At 48.2% G+C, this 19,635-nt stretch carries 15 protein-coding genes, 1 other RNA gene and 1 pseudogene; 8 read left to right on the forward strand and 9 right to left on the reverse strand.

Features of this window, described 5'->3' with window-relative positions:
- The first annotated feature begins 34 nt into the window (after positions 1 to 34).
- Complete coding sequence (locus ACF8PK_RS19110; protein WP_392443079.1) at positions 35 to 472, forward strand: type IV pilin protein; 438 nt, start codon at positions 35 to 37, stop codon at positions 470 to 472.
- 62 nt (positions 473 to 534) lie between these two features.
- Here the strand turns inward: ACF8PK_RS19110 and dnaJ are convergent, their stop codons facing one another.
- From dnaJ to grpE, 4 genes are all read right to left on the reverse strand, one after another.
- Positions 535 to 1,683, reverse strand: coding sequence for a molecular chaperone DnaJ (dnaJ, locus tag ACF8PK_RS19115; protein ID WP_055467115.1), 1,149 nt, complete (start codon positions 1,681 to 1,683; stop codon positions 535 to 537).
- 237 nt (positions 1,684 to 1,920) lie between these two features.
- Positions 1,921 to 3,831: a molecular chaperone DnaK gene (gene dnaK, locus ACF8PK_RS19120; protein ID WP_004729262.1), complete on the reverse strand. Its 1,911-nt coding sequence runs from the start codon at positions 3,829 to 3,831 to the stop codon at positions 1,921 to 1,923.
- A gap of 235 nt (positions 3,832 to 4,066) precedes the next feature.
- Complete coding sequence (locus ACF8PK_RS19125; RefSeq protein ID WP_055467114.1) at positions 4,067 to 5,341, reverse strand: dicarboxylate/amino acid:cation symporter; 1,275 nt, start codon at positions 5,339 to 5,341, stop codon at positions 4,067 to 4,069.
- 323 nt (positions 5,342 to 5,664) lie between these two features.
- Complete coding sequence (gene grpE, locus ACF8PK_RS19130) at positions 5,665 to 6,267, reverse strand: nucleotide exchange factor GrpE (RefSeq protein ID WP_055467113.1); 603 nt, start codon at positions 6,265 to 6,267, stop codon at positions 5,665 to 5,667.
- A gap of 145 nt (positions 6,268 to 6,412) precedes the next feature.
- Here grpE and nadK point away from each other — a divergent pair, with 145 nt between their 5' ends.
- From nadK to bamE, 3 genes are all read left to right on the forward strand, one after another.
- Positions 6,413 to 7,297 carry an NAD(+) kinase gene (gene nadK / locus ACF8PK_RS19135; RefSeq protein WP_004729266.1) on the forward strand — a complete coding sequence of 295 codons (885 nt, stop codon included), beginning with the start codon at positions 6,413 to 6,415 and terminating at the stop codon, positions 7,295 to 7,297.
- A 116-nt stretch (positions 7,298 to 7,413) separates the two neighbouring features.
- On the forward strand, positions 7,414 to 9,075 hold the full coding sequence (recN, locus tag ACF8PK_RS19140; RefSeq protein WP_392443084.1) for a DNA repair protein RecN: 1,662 nt from the start codon (positions 7,414 to 7,416) through the stop codon (positions 9,073 to 9,075).
- A 154-nt stretch (positions 9,076 to 9,229) separates the two neighbouring features.
- Positions 9,230 to 9,589, forward strand: coding sequence for an outer membrane protein assembly factor BamE (gene bamE / locus ACF8PK_RS19145; RefSeq protein ID WP_038152730.1), 360 nt, complete (start codon positions 9,230 to 9,232; stop codon positions 9,587 to 9,589).
- Positions 9,590 to 9,633: 44 nt separating this feature from the next.
- On the opposite strand, the gene ACF8PK_RS19150 is transcribed toward bamE, so the two are convergent.
- Both ACF8PK_RS19150 and ACF8PK_RS19155 read right to left on the reverse strand, forming a co-directional pair.
- The gene (locus ACF8PK_RS19150) at positions 9,634 to 9,993 is read right to left on the reverse strand and encodes an RnfH family protein (RefSeq protein WP_004729272.1); all 360 of its coding nucleotides are present in this window, start codon (positions 9,991 to 9,993) and stop codon (positions 9,634 to 9,636) included.
- Positions 9,990 to 10,424: an SRPBCC family protein gene (locus ACF8PK_RS19155; protein WP_004729274.1), complete on the reverse strand. Its 435-nt coding sequence runs from the start codon at positions 10,422 to 10,424 to the stop codon at positions 9,990 to 9,992. The genes ACF8PK_RS19150 and ACF8PK_RS19155 overlap by 4 nt, the downstream gene beginning before the upstream one ends.
- A 226-nt stretch (positions 10,425 to 10,650) precedes the next feature.
- Here ACF8PK_RS19155 and smpB point away from each other — a divergent pair, with 226 nt between their 5' ends.
- From smpB to ACF8PK_RS19170, 3 genes are all read left to right on the forward strand, one after another.
- On the forward strand, positions 10,651 to 11,139 hold the full coding sequence (gene smpB / locus ACF8PK_RS19160) for an SsrA-binding protein SmpB (RefSeq protein WP_004729276.1): 489 nt from the start codon (positions 10,651 to 10,653) through the stop codon (positions 11,137 to 11,139).
- A gap of 67 nt (positions 11,140 to 11,206) precedes the next feature.
- Positions 11,207 to 11,573: a transfer-messenger RNA gene (gene ssrA / locus ACF8PK_RS19165) on the forward strand.
- Between the two features lie 572 nt (positions 11,574 to 12,145).
- Positions 12,146 to 15,664 (forward strand): AAA domain-containing protein, encoded by a 3,519-nt coding sequence (locus tag ACF8PK_RS19170; RefSeq protein WP_392443089.1) that lies wholly within the window; start codon positions 12,146 to 12,148, stop codon positions 15,662 to 15,664.
- 251 nt (positions 15,665 to 15,915) lie between these two features.
- On the opposite strand, the pseudogene ACF8PK_RS19175 reads toward ACF8PK_RS19170, so the two are convergent.
- Together ACF8PK_RS19175 and ACF8PK_RS19180 are read right to left on the reverse strand one after the other, a co-directional pair.
- Positions 15,916 to 16,365: pseudogene (locus ACF8PK_RS19175) on the reverse strand (restriction endonuclease); the annotation flags it as partial.
- Positions 16,365 to 17,255 carry a LysR substrate-binding domain-containing protein gene (locus ACF8PK_RS19180; protein ID WP_172561963.1) on the reverse strand — a complete coding sequence of 297 codons (891 nt, stop codon included), beginning with the start codon at positions 17,253 to 17,255 and terminating at the stop codon, positions 16,365 to 16,367. The pseudogene ACF8PK_RS19175 and the gene ACF8PK_RS19180, both read right to left, overlap by 1 nt.
- A gap of 185 nt (positions 17,256 to 17,440) precedes the next feature.
- Between ACF8PK_RS19180 and ACF8PK_RS19185 the strand changes: the two genes are divergently transcribed.
- A complete protein-coding gene (locus ACF8PK_RS19185; RefSeq protein ID WP_014205622.1) occupies positions 17,441 to 18,703 on the forward strand; it encodes a D-amino acid dehydrogenase in 1,263 nt (420 codons plus the stop codon).
- A 62-nt stretch (positions 18,704 to 18,765) separates the two neighbouring features.
- On the opposite strand, the gene ACF8PK_RS19190 is transcribed toward ACF8PK_RS19185, so the two are convergent.
- Entirely contained in the window at positions 18,766 to 19,314 is a 549-nt protein-coding gene (locus ACF8PK_RS19190; RefSeq protein WP_014205623.1) for a fimbrial protein, read from the reverse strand.
- Positions 19,315 to 19,635 lie beyond the last annotated feature (321 nt).

The following is a 19,635-nucleotide window of genomic DNA, read 5'->3' on the forward strand; positions in this document are numbered from 1 at the left end:
ATCCACAATAGAGGCAGGCAGATTCAGGGAAGTAATGGAAATGATTCGAACAAATCGTTGCAACAGGCGGCAATCCCATTCGTTGGGTATGACACTGATCGAATTAATGATCGCGGTTGTGATCGTCGGGGTGTTGGCCAGCATCGCCTACCCGGCCTATACCCACCATGTGAAAGAAAGTCATCGCAAACAGGCCATGGCCGATATGGCGCGGATTCAGCTTTATCTAGAAGAGCACTACAATGGTGCTTACAGTACCAGCGGAGTGATCTCGGCGGGTACGTGTACCTTGTGTGATGGGGATAGCGATCGCTACGCTTGGTCGGTTACCCTGAGCAGCACAGGTTATGTGATCACAGCAACGCCGCAAGCCGTGAAAGGGCAAGATCAGGACCAATGTGGCGACCTTGGGTACAGCAAACTGGAACTCAGTAGCAACGGCACCCGTTCACCAGACGCATGTTGGCACTGATCCCCAGGCACAAAAAAGCCTGCAAACGCAGGCTTTTCTCATTCAGTGTGAATGGCGCATCATTAGCTGGTTAAGTCATCAAAGAACTTCTTCACGCCATTGAAGAAACCTTCAGATTTCGGCTTGTGCTTGTTCGCCGCTTCGCCGCCGCACGATTCTTCCAATTCACGCAGCAACTCTTTCTGACGCGCGCTCAGTTTCACCGGCGTTTCTACCACCAGTTTGACGATCAGATCGCCGATGGCGCCGCCGCGAACACTTTTCACGCCTTTACCACGCATACGGAACATGCGGCCCGTTTGCGTTTCTTCCGGCACTTTCAGATTCACACGGCCATCAAGTGTTGGCACTTCCACTTCACCACCCAATGCCGCCATCGCAAAGCTCACTGGCACTTCACAGTACAAGTTGTTGCCGTCGCGTTCAAAAATGTGGTGCTCTTTGACGTGCACTTGGACGTACAAGTCGCCCGCTGGTGCGCCCATTTCTCCGGCTTCGCCTTCACCCGCAAGGCGAATACGGTCACCCGTATCCACACCGGCGGGAATTTTCACGTTGAGCGTTTTGCTCTTCTGTTTACGGCCTTGACCATGACACTCGTTACAAGGGTCTTTAATGATCTTGCCTTTACCGTGACAGGTTGGACAGGTTTGCTGAACCGCGAAGAAGCCTTGACGCATCTGCACTTGACCGTGGCCATGACAGGTGCCACAAGTTTGCGCCGACGTGCCTTTCTTCGCACCGCTACCATCACATGCTTCACAGTGCACCAGTGTTGGGACTTCAATCTCTTTCGAGCAGCCGCGTACCGCTTCTTCCAGCGACAGTTCCATGTTGTAGCGTAGATCGGCACCACGTTGTGGGCGCGGCGCACCGCCACCACGACGACCGCCACCGAAAATGTCGCCAAACACATCACCAAAGATGTCGCCGAAATCCGCACCGCCGCCGCCAAAACCGCCACCACCGAAACCACCGCCGCCTTGTTCAAAGGCTGCGTGGCCGTATTGGTCATAAGCGGCTTTTTTCTGCGGATCCGTCAGAATTTCATACGCTTCTTTTACTTCTTTAAACTTATCCGCAGCGCTGGCATCACCCTGATTGCGGTCTGGGTGGAATTTCATCGCCAGGCGTTTGTACGCCTTCTTAATATCACGCTCAGAGGCATCACGGCTAACGCCTAATACTTCGTAAAAATCACGTTTTGACATGTTCTAGATCACCAATCTGTTACTGCAAACGGTTCTCGCTGTACTTAGCGCCGCTTGGTGTTTTGTATCGATATAGATAAAAAGTGCATCTTTCTTAGCTATAGCGATAAAGCTGACAAACAGACGGGCGTAAGAGTTTCCCCCAACGCCCGCATCAAACTTCGAGTATCCTTTTCAACAAAGGACGAAGGTGAAGGGCTTGAATTCTCTCAAATTCAAGCCTTCAATGACAATCAATTATTTCTTGTCGTCTTTCACTTCTTCAAACTCTGCGTCGACCACGTCATCTTCTGGAGAAGCAGACTGTTGGCCAGCGTCAGCACCTTGTGCTTGAGCTTTCTGCTGAGCGATTTCCATCAACTTTTGAGAGGCCGTCATCAATGCTTGAACTTTCGCATCGATTTCTGCTTTATCTTCGCCGCGTTTCGCTGTTTCCAGCTCACTGATTGCCGCTTCGATTTTCTCTTTTTCGTCTGCTGGCAGTGCGTCACCCGCTTCTTCAACCTGCTTACGAGTTGCGTGGATCATCTGGTCAGCTTGGTTACGTGCAGTCGCTAACTCTTCGAACTTTTTGTCCGCTTCTTTGTTCGCTTCTGCTTCTTGAACCATTTTTTCGATTTCTTCGTCGCTCAGGCCACCCGATGCTTGGATCGTGATGTTCTGCTCTTTACCAGTTTGTTTGTCTTTCGCTGATACGTGCAGGATACCATCCGCATCCAGGTCGAAAGTTACTTCGATCTGAGGCATACCACGTGGTGCAGGCTGAATGCCTTCTAGGTTGAACTGACCCAGCGACTTGTTGTAGTTCGCTTGTTTACGTTCACCTTGCAGAACGTGGATCGTTACTGCGTTTTGGTTGTCTTCTGCAGTTGAGAACACTTGATTCGCTTTGGTTGGAATCGTGGTGTTTTTCTCAATCAGTTTGGTCATCACACCGCCCATGGTCTCGATACCCAGAGACAGCGGTGTTACGTCCAGCAGCAGCACGTCTTTCACGTCGCCTGACAGTACGCCACCTTGAACTGCAGCACCCACAGCGACCGCTTCATCAGGGTTCACGTCACGACGCGCTTCTTTACCAAAGAACTCAGCCACTTTTTTCTGAACCATTGGCATACGAGTCTGACCACCCACCAAGATAACGTCAGTGATGTCGTTTACTGATAGGTCAGCGTCAGCCAAGGCGACTTTCAATGGTTCCAGAGAACGTTGAACCAAGTCTTCAACCAACGATTCCAGTTTCGCACGAGTCACTTTGATGTTCATGTGCTTAGGACCAGTTGCATCCGCAGTGATGTAAGGCAAGTTCACATCAGTTTGCTGTGCTGAAGACAGTTCGATTTTCGCTTTCTCTGCCGCTTCTTTCAGACGCTGCATCGCTAGTGGATCGTTCTTCAGGTTGATGCCTTGTTCTTTGTTGAACTCGTCAACCAAGTAGTTGATCATGCGGTTATCGAAGTCTTCACCACCCAAGTGAGTGTCACCGTTGGTTGCCAGTACTTCGAAGGTTTTCTCGCCTTCAACTTCATCGATTTCGATGATTGAAATATCAAATGTACCACCACCCAGGTCGTATACTGCGATCACGCGGTCGCCGCCCTGTTTGTCCAAACCGTAAGCCAGTGCAGCTGCAGTTGGTTCGTTGATGATACGTTTTACTTCAAGACCTGCGATACGGCCGGCATCTTTCGTTGCCTGACGTTGTGCATCGTTGAAGTAAGCTGGCACTGTAATAACCGCGCCAGTGACTTTCTCGCCCAGGTAATCTTCTGCAGTTTTCTTCATTTTTTTCAGAACTTCTGCTGAAACCTGAGGCGCTGCCATTTTTTGACCTTTCGCTTCTACCCACGCATCGCCGTTGTCTGCACGCACGATTTTGTAAGGCATAATTGAAATGTCACGCTGTACTTCTTCGTCTTCATAACGACGACCGATAAGACGCTTAATTGCAAATAGCGTGTTTTCCGGGTTGGTTACAGCTTGACGTTTTGCTGGCTGACCAACTAGCGTTTCACCATCTGTGTACGCAATTACAGAAGGGGTTGTACGCTCACCCTCTGCGTTCTCGATTACGCGAGGTTTGTCGCCGTCTAGCACAGCAACACATGAGTTAGTAGTACCTAAGTCAATACCAATGATTCTACCCATCAGGCTATCTCCGAATAAATTCTATGTTCGTTTTGCTATACCCCTAATGTGGGGATGGAGAATCGGGTTTCAATCCCCGCTCACAAACAAAACTGTGTATGTTTGCTTCTCGTATGCCCCATAGATAAGGGCGACAAATACCTTTTCAAGGGTAAAAACAAAAAAATTTTGAATTTTTAGTAAGAAAAAAGCGAAGCCTTGGCTTCGCTTGGATAAATAGAGGTCAATTTCTGCCTTAACGCGATTCTGTCGCCAGCTCAGCTTGCGCGTCATCTGCGGTTGCCAGTTCCCCTTCACTCTTCGCCACGATGGTGTTCACAGCGGTATCTCCCACCACATTTGACGAAGTACAGAACATGTCATTGATACGGTCGACCGCCGCAATGATCGCCAATCCTTCAGGTGGCAGACCCAGTTGGTGCAGCAGCACGCCCACCATCACCACGCCACCACCCGGAACACCGCCGGCACCAATTGACAGCAACAGAATGGTTAAACCGAGGGTAAAGATGTCTGCCGAGTTGATCGGCTGACCAAAGGCGTTCGCAACAAAAATCGTTGCCAGCGCAATATAGATAGACACACCAGACATGTTCATGGTCGCGCCCAGCGGCACGCCAAAACCCGCGACAGACTTAGACACTTGCAGCTTTTCAGTCAGCGTGCGCATGGTCACCGGAATGGTTGCATTCGAGCTGGCCGTCGACAGAGAGAACAGCACCTGTTCACGAGTCGCGCGCAAGAATTGTTTGGGTGAAACGCTCGTCGTCATCCCCACAACCATCGGGTAGAAAACGAAGATCCAGAACACCAACATCGCCACCACCAAGGCCACGTATCCCGCCACCGACATCAGCGTGTGTGCATTTAAAGTTGCACCCAGTTGCGTCATCAGCGCGAACACACCGTAAGGCGCGAGGCTCATCACCAAGCCCACCAGCTTCATCATGATTTCGTTGGCTAATTTAAAGGTACGAATCGCAGGACCACCACGTGAATCCAGCGCCTGAATCGCTAGCCCCGTCAAAATGGCCATAAAGATGATTTGCAGCATGTCGCCATTAGCAAACGCTTGTACTGGGTTGCTTGGTACAATGTTGACCACCAGCGAGAAAATATCCGGCGTTTCGGTCGTTGTGAGTTTCACCGCTTGAGACACAGTCCCAGCCAAGTTCGCATCCGCACCCGGTTGGAAGATCATGCCGACGGTCAGTGCCGCTGCAATCGCAATGACGGTGTTGATGATATAAAGCGCAAAAGTTTTAGTGCCTAAACGGCCAAAAGCGGAGATGTCTTTTAGATCAACGATGCCACACACGATGGACACATACACCAGTGGCACCACCAGTAACTTGATGAGCGAGACGAACATGCCGCCTGCACCTTCTGCGGCACCTAATAGATACACGTCGAACAGGGAAACACCCTGAAACAGGTATTGAATGGCGGTCCCGAGAACTAGGCCAGCAAACAAGCCTAAAAAGATTTTCGATGAGAGCGATTTATCCATCGTTCTACTCCAGTTTGTTGTGTTGAGTATTTATCGTTATAAAGTCGTTTATGTCACCAAAGGTGCTAAACGTCCGCGCATCATACACACAGCGATAACAATCAGAAGTATTTATTTACAAAAATGTTACATGGCGCAAATTAGAACATTTACTAAAAAACAACGATCTCAACAGGATTTATCTCTAACCGGCTGTTTCATAAGCTATTCAGGAATACCTAACAACACTAATTAAGCCATCCCTGATACACCAAGCGATTCAACGTATTTTTCAAACAAAAAAAGAGAGGCATAAGCCTCTCTTTTCATACACAGTCAGTAGATTATTTCGCTACCATCACCATCGCAGGGCGTACGACGCGACCATTCAGCTCATAGCCTTTTTGCATCACAAACATCACGGTGTTTGATGCGTGATCGGGACTTTCCTGAATCGACATCGCTTGATGGAATTCTGGGTTGAATGCTTCGCCTTCTGGGTTGATCTCTTTGAGGCCAAATTTCGCGACCGCATCCACAAACGTTTTATGTGTCAGCTCCACACCTTCCAGAATCGGTTTCACCACCTCGTTCTCACCATCCGCAGCTTGAATCGCACGTTCCATGTTGTCCAGCACGGGCAGCAGCTCTTCAATAAAACGGCTCAGCGCATATTTACGCGCTTTGTCGATCTCTTGTTCGCTACGGCGGCGCATGTTTTCAACATCAGCACGAGCACGCAGTACCGCATCCTGTTGCTCCTTCACGCGCTCTTCACTCGTTAGCAGTGCAGCTTCTAACTGAGCAATTTTCGCTTCCTTTTCATCAAGCTCGTCTGCGTCTTGATTCCAATCGATATCAGCATCAGTGCCAACGGCTTCCGCTTCTACTTCAACCGCACCTTGTTGCAGCTCTTCGTCTTTGATCTTATTTTCTTCGTTGCTCATGATATCTCCAAAACTCTCGACACTTAATGTGCTTAGGAGTTGAAATCTCTTAGTTTCCTGACACAAAAATTCGCATAAAAGCGTAACTTGCCTTTATTATGGGGATGAAGAATTCTGATTCAAGCCTAATTCGGTTGGAAAACTTATGAAAAACCCGTTTGACGTGATCGCCATCATCGGAAAACCGAGAGATCAACAAGCGATTCAGACACATAAAGATCTTTATGATTGGTTAACGTCTCTTGGTAAGACCGTGTTCATTGATGAGCGACTGCGCGAAATTTTGACCGAGATCCCATCAGACCATTTCGGCAGCCTGATTGAACTGGGAAAAAAAGCCGATCTCGCCATCGTGGTTGGCGGCGACGGCAACATGCTTGGCGCTGCTCGCGTGCTATCGCGCTTTGACATTTCGGTGATCGGCGTGAACCGAGGCAATCTTGGCTTTCTTACCGATCTCAATCCGGAAGATTTCCAAACGCGGCTGGCCGATGTCCTAAACGGCAACTACATGGAAGAAGAACGCTTTCTGCTCGAAGCCGAAATTCATCGCCATGGCCAAGTCAAAAGCCACAATGCAGCGCTCAATGAAGCCGTGCTGCACCCGGGCAAGATTGCGCGCATGATTGAATTTGAAGTTTACATCGACAACAACTTCGCGTTCTCTCAGCGTTCCGATGGCATCATCGTCTCAACCCCGACCGGGTCGACGGCGTATTCGCTCTCCGGCGGCGGCCCCATTTTATCGCCAAGTCTCAATGCCATTACCTTAGTCCCCATGTTCCCTCACACCTTGTCTTGCCGCCCATTGGTGGTCGATGGCAAACGACGCATCAAACTCATCGTGTCTCCGGACAACCGGGGAACGCAGGAAATCAGCTGTGATGGCCAGGTGTCGTTGTCGGTCTCTCCGGGGGATGAAATTCATATTTATCAAAGCCCGAACGTACTGCGACTGATCCATCCTGAGGACTACAGCTACTACCATGTCCTGCGGAATAAACTGGGGTGGTCCAGCAAGCTATTTTGAGTTTGCTCACACTTTATTTCGCCACCTGAAAATTTTCACCTGGGCAACTTTACTGTATAAAGAAACAGTATATACTGTTTTCTTATACAGTATTGTTCAATTATACAGGTGCAAAAATGCTGGCTCATTTAAGTGTGAATAACTTTGCGATTGTGAAATCTCTGCAGCTTGAGCTGTCAAAAGGAATGACCACGATTACCGGAGAAACCGGTGCAGGTAAATCCATTGCGATAGACGCGCTGAGTCTGTGTTTGGGTGGCCGCGCAGAAGCCAGCATGGTGCGACAAGGGGAAGAAAAAACCGAAGTCAGCGCCGCCTTTGTTCTGGATAACAATATTCACGCCACTCGTTGGTTAGAAGATAACGATCTCTTGGATGGCAAAGATTGCATTCTGCGTCGTACCATCACCAAAGATGGCCGCTCACGAGCATTCATCAATGGCAGCCCGGTGCCCCTGTCGCAACTCAAATCCCTCGGTCAACTGCTGATCAACATTCACGGTCAGCATGCGCATCAACAACTGATGAAACCGGAATATCAGCTCGCGATGCTGGATCAATACGCCGGCCACATCGACTTGCTGAAAAAGACCCGTCTCAGCTATCAAGGGTGGCGTCAAGCCAATAACCAGCTCAAGCAAATGAGAGAAAATAGCCAGCAGAACCTAGCGCAATTGCAGTTGCTGGAGTATCAGATCAAAGAGCTCAATGAGCTGGCGATTGGCGAAGACGAATACGCCGAACTCGAACAAGAGCACAAACGTTTGGCCAATAGCGGCGATCTAGCGATCAACTGCCAAAAAGCCATCGACCTTTTGTACGAAGGCGACGAAGTGAACGCACTCAGTCTGTTGCAGTCCACCAGTGCCACGTTGATTGAACTGGCAGAATTGGACAGCAAACTCGGCGCGCTGCCAAACATGATTTCAGATGCCATGATTCAACTCGAAGAAGCCAACAGTGAGCTGCGTGGCTACCTCGACAGTATTGATGTTGACCCTGAGCGCATGGCGTTTGTGGAAGAGCGTTATTCACGCATCATGTCACTGTCGCGCAAACATCACGTTTTACCCGATGCGCTGTATCAACATCACCAAGATTTGCTGCAACAAATTGCGCTGCTCGATTGCTCAGAAGAGAAAATGGATGCATTGACTGATGAAGTGGACGCCAAGTATCAGTTGTTTGTGACCGCAGCAGAGAAACTGCACAAATCGCGCAGCCGCTATGCCAAAGAGCTCGATAAGCTCATCAGCCAAAGCATGCACGAACTCAGCATGGAACATGCGCAGTTTAAAATTGATGTGTGTAACCAAGGGGGGCCTTCTCCGCTTGGCTTTGATGCCATCACCTTCTTGGTGTCCACCAACCCCGGCCAGCCTTTGCAGCCAATTGCCAAAGTGGCCTCTGGTGGTGAACTGTCACGGATGTCACTTGCCATTCAGGTGATCACCGCGCAGAAAGTCGATACACCAAGCCTCATTTTCGATGAAGTGGATGTGGGGATTTCAGGCCCAACCGCCGCTGTCGTCGGGAAAATGCTGCGCACGCTGGGTGAATCCACGCAGGTCTTGTGTGTCACGCACTTACCCCAAGTCGCAGGCTGTGGTCACAACCAATTGTTCGTGGCAAAACAGACCAAAGGCGGCAAAACCGAAACGCAGATGGTCAAACTCGATCACGAACAACGTGTCGCAGAGTTGGCTCGTTTACTTGGCGGTAGCCAAATCACCGAATCGACTCTGGCGAACGCTAAAGAGCTGCTGATTGCTGCCTAGCGCACAAAAAATGAATTTTTTGTTCACGCTTTGCAACCTAATTCAAAATTCGTAGTCTCAACAAGCTCAGAGGACACGGGATGTTTTTACATCTGCCCTGAGCTTGTTTATTATCACCCCAGTTTTGAGTTTCATCAGCTATAGAATTTTAAATATGCAGTTTACCAAGTGGCTTGTCGCCCTTCCTCTGGCCTTGACGATGTTGTCTGGCTGTAGCGTTCTAGAACGTCTGGTTTATCGTATCGACATTAACCAAGGCAACTACATCGAACAACAGGCCGTTGACCAGTTGAAATTCGGTATGTCGAAAGAACAGGTCCGTTTTGTACTGGGCTCACCCATGTTGGTTGAAAACGGTTATCCGGATACCTGGTACTACATTTATCACCACACCGCAGGGCACGAAGCATCCATTCAGAAAAATCTGGTGGTTAACTTCAACAATGGCGGCACCTTGGTCAATATCGCGGGTGACTTCCAGCAAAGTGATAATTTCTTTGAAAGCTTGAACTGATCAGGCATGAAAAAAGCTCGCCTTGGCGAGCTTTTTTGTGTGGCTTAATCTGCGTCTGATTTACGCGAGGCATTGGGTTTGCCTCCCGTGACCGGATCCGCCTTGCCGGCCGCTTTCGCTTGCTCGGCACGCTTACGACGAATCTCTTTTGGATCCGCCAGTAGCGGTCGGTAAATTTCAATGCGATCACGGTCGCGTACCGTCGCATCCAACTTCACGTTGCGGCTAAATACACCCACTTTATTTTTGCTCAGATCAATTTCCGGATACATCTGCAAAATGCCTGATGTTTCGATGATCTCTTCAACCGTCATCGCTTTATTCACCACCAGCGTGAGGACGCGCTGTTCCTGTGGAAGTGCGTATACCACTTCCACGTGAATCATGTCTGACTCAATACTCATAGCGCATACACCTGCTTGGCTCGCTTGGTAAAAGCGTTCACCATATTCCCCGTCAACTCGTTGAACACCTTACCAAACGCCATCTCAATCATCTTGCTAGAAAATTCAAATTCCAGCTTCAATTCCACTTTACACGCTTGCTCATCCAACGGCGTAAAATACCAACCACCGCGCAACGTTCGAAACGGGCCATCAACCAAATTCATGATGATAGACTCGCCGTGATTCAATTCATTGGATGTGGTAAATGTCTTGCTGATACCCGCTTTCGACACATCTACCGACGCAACCATCTTATCGTTCGATGCTTCAATCACACGCGAACCGGAACATCCCGGTAAAAACTCCGGATAACGAGCCACATCATTCACTAAATGAAACATCTGATCTGCACTGAAAGACACCAGAGCAGAACGACTGACTTGCTTCATCTTTTCTCCTCACATTACCCAGAATTCTTGTTCAACTCATCATTTGTACGGATGATCCCACCGCAATCGGTCCGTTGGGAATATCACATTGCAGCGATTGTACGTTTATCCCCGCACGACCTCAAGTTACTGCATCAATCCCTCTTGAGCTCTGTTGCCGTTAACCTTATGCTACGCAAAGAAAAGCATTTCCTAACCTTTCACCAATCCGTATAATGCGCCCACTATGGTAAAGAAAAAATCAAACACAAAAGCGGGTAGCAACACTATCGCGCTGAACAAAAAAGCTCGCCATGAGTATTTCATTGAAGATGAAATCGAAGCTGGTATGGAGCTCCAAGGCTGGGAAGTTAAATCTCTACGCCAAGGCAAAGCCAATATCGCAGAAAGCTACGTTTTCTTGCGTGACGGAGAAGCGTTTATCTCCGGTATGACGATTACACCACTGCAGCAAGCATCCACGCACGTCGTCGCAAACCCGACCCGTGTACGCAAGCTGCTCTTGTCACGTCGTGAACTCGACAACCTGTTTGGTCGTATCAACCGTGAAGGCATGACTCTGATCGCCACTGCGCTTTACTGGTCTCGCTCATGGGTGAAAATCAAAATCGGTGTCGCGAAAGGTAAAAAACTGCACGACAAACGTGACGATTTGAAAGAAAAAGATTGGCAGCGTCAGAAAGCTCGCGTCATGAAGAGCAACAACCTGCGCTAATCTTAACCACTTGAACGCATATGGCTGGACAGCAAAAGCTTTTCTGGTAGTATGCGAACAATACCTTGGGGCTGATTCAGGATTCGACGGGAATTTTGAAGTCTAAGGTGCATGCCGAGGTGCGGTAGGCCTCGTTAACAAACCGCAAAAAAATAGTCGCAAACGACGAAAACTACGCACTAGCAGCTTAATACCCTGCTCAGAGCCCTTCCTCCCTAGCTTCCGCTTGTAAGACGGGGAAATCAGGAAGGTCAAACCCAATCAAGCTGGCGTGGATTCCCCCACCTGAGGGATGAAGCGCGAGAATTAATTCAGGTTAGCCATTCGTTAGCGTGTCGGTTCGCAGGCGGTGGTGAAATTAAAGATCGACTAAGCATGTAGTACCAAAGATGAATGGTTTTCGGACGCGGGTTCAACTCCCGCCAGCTCCACCAAACGTTTGGAAAGGGCCAACTCGAAAGAGTTGGCCCTTTTTGTATTTCTATCTTCATGTTTAAGCTATTTGTTCTAGATTTTGGCACTCAAGCCTGTGCTATTTATCGATATCAAAACACAGCGCACCAACAAGAAATTTTGATGCAAATTTTTCTAACGACGAAGATGCACGGCATGAACTTCTAAATAACTTCTTTCATTACTTGTGTTCTCTGAATAATTAACAGTCGCTCGATGAGCCAATTTTTATCAACTGAGAAACTAAAGATGGAGTTTTGTGTTATCGAGAAAACAAACGTTGTTGTCGTCTGGCAATCCATTCGGACAATGGTTTGGCCTTCAAACAAGTCCCTTATTCATTATGTTTAATCGACAGGCTTTTAACTGATTCGAAATTCAGTTGATTACAGATCCCCCATTTAACTCATCATCAAAGAATTCGCGCCTACTAATTTTTATTCACACATTACTTCCATCAAATAATCGACCAAAGTTCCAATAAAAACGTTCTGTATGAAATAGAATACTGTTTTTAAATCACACATTTAAAGCAAAGTTTCCAAGGTGAGGTATGAATAATCAGGGCTGGGTTCACTATTGGCGTAATTCGCTTGCCGATGCCGACAGCGCGAAAGGTGCATTAAAAAAGCAAGATCTGACAAATTATGAGCGGACGACAACTAACGAATTCAAAGAAGGTAGGCTGGAACCGGGTTCTCCCTTGCTAGAAGAGCTGTTTCGCAATGAACCAGATACCCTCACCGCTGTACAAATTCATCTTCGCCCAGTTACCTACTATCTTAGGAAGGTTCATGGCAAAGATTACAGCGGCAATATGCCAGGGGTACTGACGCCAATTATTTGCTCTTTGTGGATCAATCGTGAAGGACTAATGTTTCCCCACACCGCGCCATTCATACCTCGTGATTTACTTGCTCCTCAAGGGACGGACACCTTTACTATAGCTGACGTCGATAAACTCGATAAATTCCTGACAGTGCACGAAATAACAGCCCAATCGGCTGAAGGTATTCCAACCAAATTCGAACAAGAAGAACAGTATCTGAACCATCAAAAAGATTGGCAAAACTATTACGGGCTCACCCAAAAACTGTTTGCCGACTACTGCGATAGATCCCGAATCGAGCAGTTCTACGAAGACATTGAAAGTCGTGGTTTAGTCAACAAAATCAGCGAGTGTTTAGGGGCCTCAAGACATATTTTAAAACTGTACGATAACCTCTGTAATTCAAGCAAAGACTTGCCTCTGCTTGATAGTTACGCGGCAAAAACAGTAACCAACCACGATGCGTGTCTTGATGTATCTCAGACAGTGAATCTGCGTTTTGGTCACTCAAATCGTCAATTCCCGTTAGCTAAAGCGCAGTGCGATGCTTTGGCCCACACCTTAGCCCTGCAGGAAGGCGATATTCTTGCGGTCAATGGCCCTCCGGGCACGGGTAAAACAACGTTTGTTCTATCTGTAGTCGCATCATTGTGGATTGAATCGGCGCTAAAAGAGAGTCAGCCACCGCTCATCATTGCAGCATCGACGAATAACCAAGCCGTAACCAACATCATTGATGCTTTTGGTAAAGATTTCGATGAGGGCGACGATGAGCTATCAGGCCGATGGTTACCCGACATTTTTAGCTACGGAGGCTACCTGCCATCAGCCTATGGTGAATCGGAAGCTGCCAAACGCTACCAAACTAAGCATTTCTATGAAAAAGTCGAACAATTGGATTTTCTCGATCAAGCCCAAGCGCATTATTTGGATAGAGCAAAACAGGCGTTTCCACAACAGAATTTTGCTGATGTAACGCAAGTTAAAATATATCTCCTTGTCGAATTACGCCAACATCAAACCCAGTTAGATCAAATCCAAAGCAATTGGCATCACTACAATCGCCAACTGAATGACATCCATTCACACCTTGGGGACAATCCACAACAAACATTGGCAGATCAACAACAAGCGGTTTCTAATGCGCAAGCATTGAAAGATAACGCCAAAGAACGGTTAACTGCATGGCGAACCTACCTAGGCAACGAATCTACATGGTTAACTCTGTTTAGGTGGCTATCGCCAATCAAGAACAAACTTGAACTTCAGCGCAAAAATTTCATGTTCAGCCTTATTGAGCACGATGAAGAACACATTGAAAATCTGTCATCAGATCGATTTGAGAGCCTACTCAAGCAAGTATTTTCTAGCAAAAAAGATGATTTTGACGATCAAAATAACCGATATCAATCTTGGTTAGAGCAGTATCAAAAGTTTGAGCAATCACAGCAAAATTGGCTTGATTCTATTAATCACCTTACTGAGAACGCTCCAGAACAAACCATTCCACAACTGGCCGACATCGATTCGGTTTTGGATATCACGACCCGTTTTCGAATGTTCCGCTTAGCTGTCCATTACTGGGAAGCATGCTGGTTACTGAGTTGCAGAGATATGGGCCAAGAACTGAACAAGCAGGCCCGGAAAACAGGCTTGAAAACAGTTCGTCCTCGTTGGCAGCGGCGGATGATGCTCACCCCTTGTATTGTATCAACGTTCCATTCTCTGCCTTCTCATATGACTTATCAGTCTCACGTTGGGAATAATGAGTTTGAAACAGACTATCTGCTTAATGAAATAGACCTTTTGATCGTTGATGAAGCTGGCCAAGTGGCCCCAGAAGTTGCCGCAGCCTCATTCGCACTCGCCAAAAAAGCCTTGGTGATCGGTGATATTTACCAAATCCCGCCGATTAGAAATGTGAGCTCATCGATTGATCGAGGTAATTTAAAACAACATAAAGTGATCAAATCAGACGATGAATACACAGCCATTCAAGAGGCGGGCCGAAGTGTCGTGACTGGCAGTGCGATGCATGTAGCCCAACAAGCAAGCCGTTTTCATTATATGCAAGAAGCGGAACCTGGCATGTTTTTGCAAGAACACCGACGCTGTTATGATGAATTAATCTCGTACTGCAATGAACTTTGCTATCAGGGCATCCTGATCCCCAAGAGAGGACAAGCAACTGAAGATAGCCTCTACTCTCCTTTCAGTCATTTACACGTCGACGGTATCGCAGAGTCATTTAGCGGCAGCCGACGCAATAAACTAGAAGCAGAAACTATCGCTGCATGGCTACATGCTAATAAAGCTAAAATAGAGAATTACTACGGTGAACCACTGGCCAAATGTGTGGGTATCATTACGCCATTTTCAGCTCAAGTGAACCAGATCAAAACCGCGTGTCATGCCTACGAGATCAAAGCAGGTAAAGGGAAAGATCAACTCACCGTTGGCACCGTTCATTCCCTTCAAGGTGCTGAGCGCAAAATCATCATTTTTTCTCAGGTGTATACTAGACACAACGATGGCGGGTTTATCGACATGGATCCTTCAATGCTTAACGTCGCTGTCTCGCGAGCCAAAGATGCATTCTTGGTCTTTGGTGATTTGGATATCATTGAAGCGGCTCCATCATCTTCTCCACGAGGATTACTGGCCAAGTATCTCTTCACTGACGAGCGGAATGAGCTTGAGTTTAGTGTTGGTCAGCGTCCCGATTTATTACAAATATGCGGCCATCCAAAATTGCTCACCAATGCCGAGGAGCACGATGCGTTCTTGTCTAAACTGTTGGGGGAAGTACAACGAAGCATTGATATCGTCTCACCTTGGTTACTGCTAGACAAACTGCAATCAACTGGGCAACTAGAACTACTAAAAACGGCACTGCACAAAGGTGTTCAAATCACCATACACACCGACAGACATTTCAATACCACGGTCGCAAATCACCCAGATACCAATAAGGTAAAAGCGTTTCAACATTGTTGTGCGACCTTGGAACAACTTGGTATCGTTATCAACGTGATAAATGGTGTCCATAGTAAAAGCGTTTTTGCTGATGATCGGTATATGGCTGTGGGGTCATTCAATTGGTTTAGTGCAAGCAGAAGCGCAAAATATGCCAATATCGAAACATCATTGATTTATGTCGGTGAGTTAGAGAAGGAGATTAAAACCCAGCTCGACTTCCTCAATAGTCGCAGCTGCAGCACAAACAAGCAGCCCGTGACGTAGACACAAAGCGTCACACTTGTTTATCACAAGTGGTTTTAGTACCAAGATAAAACTCGAATCATAAAAAACATTAAATATCATGCATTTAAACAAACACGCCTGATAACACCGGGCCAAACGTTTGGAAAGGGCCAACTCGAAAGAGTTGGCCCTTTTTGTATCTACATCGTTCAGACCTAAGTACAATTTGAGCTGAGTACGACAACCTTCGTATTGCTTCTAAACACTGGGATGCTCAAGCCCAGAGACTCTCAACAATCACAGGTATACCGACACTTCGGAAATGCTGTGCAGCCGTAAAACGATTTGCCTGCATTCTGGCCTTTTTTCGCGAGACGCACGACCAGCTCAGAATGACATTTAGGACACAACTTAGGAGGAAATTGAGGAGATGGTTCTTCAATCACCGGCTTTTGCGTCAAGTTTCGTCCCTCTTCGATCATGTGAACTAATTCGCTCCCGTTGACTAGCCACAACCGTTTACCTTGAGCAAAAGTGATCGCTTCAGCGGTAAAATCACCAGAGGTCACGATGATCATTTTGCTGGCCTGATGTTCAATCATCACACCATACATCTCTCGCAACACTTGGACCCCAACCTTTCGCGCTGTCCAATGCTTACATTGCACAAGGCTGAGTTCACCATCTTTGGTGAGCCAAGTATCGACACACCGTCTATCCTTCCCGCCATCATTCCTTTTCAGCGGCCCTCAATCTGCGCTTTCAGCCAATCGCGGAAGATGCGGGTGGTGTCGTTGGCGGTGTGGGTGATGAGAAAATAACCGGCGTTGGCCGCGATGGGGGTAAAAGGCGTGACCAGTTTGCCGCTGTCGAGTTCGTTGGTGATGAGCGCCATACGCGCCATGGCAATACCCACGCCTGCTTCGGCGGCAGACATCGCCATGTCGGTACGGTTGAAGAAATGGCCGCGTTGGGTCGCAAGTTCCAATCCCATCTCGGATGCCCAGTACAACCATTCGAAATCGCGCGGCGCTTTAGCCCACGGCATGGCATCGTGCAGCAGCACCACATCCTGCCAGCCAGCGGCATGACTTAATTGCGGGTGCGCTGCCAGATAAGCCGGGCTCATCACCGGCAGCAACGATTCTTCCATCAACATTTCTGCATTTGGTTTTGGGTATGGCAGCGGGCCGTAGTCGATCGCAAGATCGAAATCTCGGCGGTCACTGTCCACCAGCGCGCCTTCGGCAAACATTTGAATCTGAATGTCCGGGTTATGGCGATAGAAATCATCCAAGCGCGGCACTAACCATTTGAAGGCCAGCGAAGGCGTCAGCTTGAGGCGAATCTCTTTGCGATTGTCACGCTGGCTAAGGCTTTGTATTGCTGAATCAATTTCCTGAAAGCTACGTTGCAACACCGTGAGCAGCGTCTGCCCCGCTTCGGTTAAACGTACGCCTCGTGAATGTCGTTCAAACAGACTAAAACCTAGTTGCCCTTCCAATTGCAACAATTGCTGGCTAATCGCCCCCGTAGTCAGGTGCAGTGCTTTCGCTGCACTACTGAAACTCGGGTGCTGCGCGACCTGCATAAAGGTATGTAACGCGGAGACATTGTGGCTTTTTAACATGACTTTCTTAACATCGCTTGCTTATAGGAAAACTAAACACTGGTGATAAATATTATCGATTGTTAAGAAAAGGTAAAGCAAAGAAACTACTCCCCACAAACAAGAAGTCGCCCTATTGATATCGCGGCTTCATAAAACAGTCAGTCGTTTTAAACAATCAACAGCCTTTGTCATAGGAAGTCGTTATGGAAGTTATCGTATTAGGGAGTGGTGTGGTCGGTCTCACTTCAGCATGGTACTTGTCTCAGGCAGGACACAGCGTCACGGTCGTCGACCGACAGCCGCGCAGCGCTGAAGAGACCAGTTTCGCCAACGCCGGACAGATCTCTTACGGCTATTCCTCCCCTTGGGCGGCGCCGGGCATTCCGCAAAAAGCGGTCAAATGGTTGTTTGAAAAACACGCGCCCCTGAAAATTAAACCGTCGCTGGATCCCAAACTGCTGGGTTGGATGACGCAAATGCTGGCCAACTGCCAACTGTCGCGCTATCAAGTCAACAAAGCGCGCATGCTGGCGATTGCCAACCACAGCCGCGCGTGTCTGACCCAACTGAACAAAGAGCACAATGTGCAATATCAGGGCCGTCAACAAGGCACGCTGCAAGTGTTCCGTGATGAAAAGCAGCTGGTCTCGATTGAAAAAGACATGCGTTTGCTGGAAGAGAGCGGCGTGCGTTTTGAACTGATGAATGTCGACTCGTGTATCGCGCAAGAGCCGGGCCTGGCTCCAGTGAAAGACAAACTGGTGGGCGGCTTGTACCTGCCGGATGATGAAACGGGCGACTGCTACCTGTTCTGTCAGCAAATGACGGAACTAGCAAAAGCTCACGGTGTGCGTTTTGAGTTCGATACCCAAATCAAATCGCTGGCGACGGAAGGCAAAAAGATCGTCGGTGTCCAAACCGATAAAGGCCTACTGAAAGCCGATGCGTACGTGGTGGCGCTGGGCAGCTTCTCCACAGCGATGCTGAAACCGCTGGGCATTGATATTCCGGTTTACCCCGTTAAAGGTTACTCACTGACTGTACCAATCGTGAATCCAGAGCTGTCACCACAATCGACCGTCATGGATGAAACATACAAAGTGGCGCTGACCCGCTTTGATGACCGCATTCGTGTGGCGGGCACTGCAGAGCTGGCAGGCTTTGACCCATCGATTCCAACTGCACGTAAAGAGACGATTGAAATGGTGGTGCGCGATCTATTCCCACAAGGGGGCGATTTCGACCAAGCGCAATTTTGGACTGGCTTCCGCCCGATGACACCTGATGGCACGCCCATCATCGGCGCGACGCAGTTCGATAACCTGTTCACCAACACTGGTCACGGGACGCTGGGTTGGACCATGGCTTGTGGTTCCGCGCATCTGCTGGCAGACATTATGACCCGCGGCAAAGCGGAGATCGACACCAGCGGCCTGAACGTGTTCCGCTATCAAAACGCCTCTTAACAGAGCACGTTTGAACGCAACAAACTGCGCCAGCGTGATGCACTCATGCTGGCGCGGTGGTTTTATTGATAAGCCACTTTCAGCAGCGCCCAAGATTGCGCGCGACCGACCGTGACGGGTGAGGTGGTCACATCCGTGTTAGCTTCATAGGCGGCGGCAAAGTGCGTGACGTTCTCGCCATCGGCCAGTGTTTTCATAGTCGCAACAGCACCATTATCCAGCGGCTGATGATTGTAGAAAAGGCGCACCCCGATGCCCTGAGCGCCGCCATCAACCTGAAATAGCTTACCGCTGCTATCTGGGTTGGCATAAAAGGTAAAGCTGGCGATCTGGGCAATATTGGTATCGCAATCGGTGAGACGAATCGTGAACGGCACGGGCTGCGTGCGATCACCTTTGGCTTTAAACACATGGGTTGGGTATTGGCCCAATTGAACGGTTTGATGAACGCTGTCGGAAGCGAGGCCGCACGCCGATTCAACAATCTCGCCTGTGAAATAGACTTTGGTGACGTTGTCGGCAAGCACTGAAGAGGAAGAAAAGACACCCAAAGCCGTGAATAACGATGGGGCCACCACACGCAAAAGACTTTTGTTTATTTGAATCAACATAATGTTACTCCATTAAAAGAATCAAAGCCTTACATCAAATTTAGGTGAGATTTTTCCACAATACAATCTTCGCTTCAGAGTTTGGGAAGCGGATCGAACTCCGCATTTGAATGCTGTTTAATTTTTAATCAGAATAATCATCTAATCTTTACCCCGCTTTCAGCACAGCACTTTATAACGAATAGTTATTCATACCTAGACGTATTGTTTACGTACTCAATGCAATAAGACACAAAACGCTCACTAATTAATCAAATGCTAATAAAGCCAGCCAAAATTTAACATTACTCCAGAGTTTTGTGTTCCATATCACGCTCCTGC

Source organism: Vibrio sp. CJQ_6 (genome assembly GCF_043106745.1).
In the GTDB taxonomy this organism is placed as follows: Bacteria; Pseudomonadota; Gammaproteobacteria; order Enterobacterales; family Vibrionaceae; genus Vibrio; species Vibrio furnissii.

Excerpts from the sequence above, each read along its gene's own strand:
- ACF8PK_RS19110 (WP_392443079.1), top strand. The coding sequence starts at position 35 with ATGGAAATGATTCGAACAAATCGTTGCAACAGGCGGCAATCCCATTCG.
- dnaJ (WP_055467115.1), bottom strand. The coding sequence starts at position 1,683 with ATGTCAAAACGTGATTTTTACGAAGTATTAGGCGTTAGCCGTGATGCC.
- dnaK (WP_004729262.1), bottom strand. The coding sequence starts at position 3,831 with ATGGGTAGAATCATTGGTATTGACTTAGGTACTACTAACTCATGTGTT.
- ACF8PK_RS19125 (WP_055467114.1), bottom strand. The coding sequence starts at position 5,341 with ATGGATAAATCGCTCTCATCGAAAATCTTTTTAGGCTTGTTTGCTGGC.
- grpE (WP_055467113.1), bottom strand. The coding sequence starts at position 6,267 with ATGAGCAACGAAGAAAATAAGATCAAAGACGAAGAGCTGCAACAAGGT.
- nadK (WP_004729266.1), top strand. The coding sequence starts at position 6,413 with ATGAAAAACCCGTTTGACGTGATCGCCATCATCGGAAAACCGAGAGAT.
- recN (WP_392443084.1), top strand. The coding sequence starts at position 7,414 with ATGCTGGCTCATTTAAGTGTGAATAACTTTGCGATTGTGAAATCTCTG.
- bamE (WP_038152730.1), top strand. The coding sequence starts at position 9,230 with ATGCAGTTTACCAAGTGGCTTGTCGCCCTTCCTCTGGCCTTGACGATG.
- ACF8PK_RS19150 (WP_004729272.1), bottom strand. The coding sequence starts at position 9,993 with ATGAGTATTGAGTCAGACATGATTCACGTGGAAGTGGTATACGCACTT.
- ACF8PK_RS19155 (WP_004729274.1), bottom strand. The coding sequence starts at position 10,424 with ATGAAGCAAGTCAGTCGTTCTGCTCTGGTGTCTTTCAGTGCAGATCAG.
- smpB (WP_004729276.1), top strand. The coding sequence starts at position 10,651 with ATGGTAAAGAAAAAATCAAACACAAAAGCGGGTAGCAACACTATCGCG.
- ACF8PK_RS19170 (WP_392443089.1), top strand. The coding sequence starts at position 12,146 with ATGAATAATCAGGGCTGGGTTCACTATTGGCGTAATTCGCTTGCCGAT.
- ACF8PK_RS19180 (WP_172561963.1), bottom strand. The coding sequence starts at position 17,255 with ATGTTAAAAAGCCACAATGTCTCCGCGTTACATACCTTTATGCAGGTC.
- ACF8PK_RS19185 (WP_014205622.1), top strand. The coding sequence starts at position 17,441 with ATGGAAGTTATCGTATTAGGGAGTGGTGTGGTCGGTCTCACTTCAGCA.
- ACF8PK_RS19190 (WP_014205623.1), bottom strand. The coding sequence starts at position 19,314 with ATGTTGATTCAAATAAACAAAAGTCTTTTGCGTGTGGTGGCCCCATCG.